Below are 2,589 nucleotides of genomic sequence, written 5' to 3' on the forward strand. Positions count from 1 at the left end.
ATCTATGCCATTTTGAGTTACTGGGGATGCTGTTAGTGGATGTGTGACAAGGCGTTCAGAATCAACATGATGAGGGCGACGATACCGATGAAAAAGCATAGCCCCAGCCCGTTAAGAACCAGGCCACCGATGGCACGCACACCGTGCCGCCTTGCCACGAATCCCTGCCAGATACCCAGGATGTTCAGCAACGGCGCGCCGATAGCTAACAGCAGACCGGGTCCTTCAGGATACTGGGCAGCCATCCGGAACCCTAGAATGAAAGACAGCGGGCCGAGGACGCCGAAAAGCAGGGAGAAGTTCGCTGCTTTTTTACCGGCCTGTTCCCTTTGCACGTCGAGAGGTAGCTCGCTCGCAGGTTGTTGCCATTCATCCGTGTCGTCAGCTTCGGACTGCAGACTGTCATCCGCCTGGTAGAGCTTGGCGTATTCGGGGCTGTAATCGAACTCTTCATTGTTTTGGGGTAGCTGCGACATCGCATCCACGACCTTTCAGAATTTACACGCGTTAGTTGAATACCTCAGCCTAGTGCTTCGCAAAAACCTATTTGGTATTGAACCACGCCCACACAATCAGTACGTACACAAGGGCAAGCTTGGCGACAGCTATCCAGCTCAGGATTCGACCCGCAAGAGGAACTGCGCCGTAACTATCCGCTTCCTTAGCCTTCCGTAGACCCAGGACACTCAATATGATGGTGGGGATACCGAAAAACCAAGGACCCGACACCATGATGTTGATGAGGCTGAGCACACCAAAAGTAAGTGAAAGTTGGGAGGCCCGCTCCCCTAAATCATGCGCTGTTTTCCCACCTCTCTGCATCATAGGGGGCTCTTCAATATCAGCACCCTGTTTGTGGCGATGAGGTTTCAAGCGCGAACCAGCTGCTGGGTCGGAATACGGGCCAAGGATTGGATCCTGCATCATTGCATCACAACCTTTCAATACCGGGCGTTAAGCCCACCCTAGTCCTTCCCCCGCCGGGGGAACAAGCATGTCGAGCCGATTCCACGAAACATACGGCATATACACAGCAAGGCCCCGTTCCTCGTAGTGAGGAACGGGGCTCTTTCGTGCCCTCCAATGAGAGCGAAAGCGTTTAGACAAGTGCCAGCATCTGCGCGGCATCCACCAGGCTGGAATTGGCTGCGGAATCAGAAAGAGCCAGCATAATCGCCAGCAGCAGACTACCACCCATAAGCACCAGGAAAATGCCACCAATAACTACGGTAATCCAGTTCAGGATGCGGCCAGCCGAAGCCGCCACGCCGAAACGCTCAGCCTCATTAGCTTTCATAATGCCGATAACACCCAGAATCAGAGAGGGTAGACCCAGCAAGAACCAGCCAAGCGTCAGAGCACAAGCTAAACCGATAATACCGAGCACCGTGGAAGTCTGGGCAGCCTTCTCACCGGCAAGCTGCTCGGGAGTCTTCTGAACAATACCAATAGGAACCATCATGGGCTGACCGTACTGATACTGCTGTTGGTACTGCTGGCCGTACGGGTCGTACTGATTCTGGCCATACTGGCTATACGAGTCCTGCCCGTACTGGTCGTAGGAATACTGATCGTAGGAGCTCTGCCCGTACTGGCCGTAAGAACCCTGCCCATACTGACCGTACTGAGTATTCTGCCCATACTGACCGTTCTGGTTGTACTGCTCGTTCAGACGGTTGTAGTCCGGGTTGTAGTCGTAGGGGTCTGAACCCCGAGGATTCTGAGACACGGTATCTCACTTTCGTACGGCTGGTGTGTGTTAAACCTAATTCACCCTAACCCATGAATGGAACGGGTACAACTAAGTCCGTTATGCAACCCCGCACAATGCACTTTGATACACCGAGTACGGGCTTTACAGAGCATGCAAAAGCCCGCGTGCGCACGGGGCGCTCGCGGGCTTCCTCAAATTATGAGGCTACTGCAGGTAGCTTCAATCCTAGTACTTTACAAAAATCCTCAGAGCAACCAGCAAAATAATGCTGACGGCACCCAGAACAGTACCGGCAATAGCCATACCGCGGGACTTCAGCTCAGGGTTGTTCATAGCCAGGCGGCCGGTCACAATAGCCACAACACCAAGGATGTAACCCAAGACAAAGAAGCTCACAATACCGCTTACCAGAGAGACAATCGACAGGGTCTTTGCCTTCTTCGCCTGAGCCTGCTGCTCAGGGGTCTGAACGGGCACACCGTAAGGAGCCTGCTGACCATACTGAGGGGCCTGCTGGCTGAACTGGGGGTCCTGGTTGAACTGGGGCTGGGGGTTGTTGGGGTTTTCAGACATGATTTCTCATTTCGTTGAGTAAATAAGACGACTCTGGCAACACTGCATGGAAAAATCACACGCCAGAGACGCCCTCTATTTATCGGTTGGACAGTAGCAGTCTATCGAAAATGTATATGAGCCTCAAAGCGCACAATCCATAATCCGCCCTATAGAGCAACACACACTCAGAGATATCCTCCAAAGCACGGGCCGAATTGACCAAGCGCAAAACAGCCTATATTCTTATAGGGATGCGCTCACGAGCGCACCGTGGAGACGTGCCAGAGCGGCCGAATGGACTTCACTGCTAATGAAGGGTC

4 protein-coding genes are annotated in these 2,589 nt (G+C 53.3%); all 4 read right to left on the minus strand.

What is annotated here, in order from left to right; translation table 11 throughout:
- Positions 1–32 precede the first annotated feature (32 nt).
- Positions 33–476 carry a hypothetical protein gene (locus tag Q0216_RS06285; RefSeq protein WP_298593815.1) on the minus strand — a complete coding sequence of 148 codons (444 nt, stop codon included), beginning with the start codon at positions 474–476 and terminating at the stop codon, positions 33–35.
- Positions 477–543: 67 nt separating this feature from the next.
- Positions 544–927, minus strand: coding sequence for a hypothetical protein (locus Q0216_RS06290; protein ID WP_298593817.1), 384 nt, complete (start codon positions 925–927; stop codon positions 544–546).
- A 172-nt stretch (positions 928–1,099) separates the two neighbouring features.
- Complete coding sequence (locus Q0216_RS06295) at positions 1,100–1,729, minus strand: DUF4190 domain-containing protein (protein ID WP_298593819.1); 630 nt, start codon at positions 1,727–1,729, stop codon at positions 1,100–1,102.
- A 210-nt stretch (positions 1,730–1,939) separates the two neighbouring features.
- A complete protein-coding gene (locus Q0216_RS06300) occupies positions 1,940–2,287 on the minus strand; it encodes a DUF4190 domain-containing protein (protein WP_298593821.1) in 348 nt (115 codons plus the stop codon).
- Between the last annotated feature and the right edge of the window lie 302 nt (positions 2,288–2,589).

This window comes from uncultured Rothia sp. (assembly GCF_937976295.1).
GTDB lineage: Bacteria > Actinomycetota > Actinomycetes > Actinomycetales > Micrococcaceae > Rothia.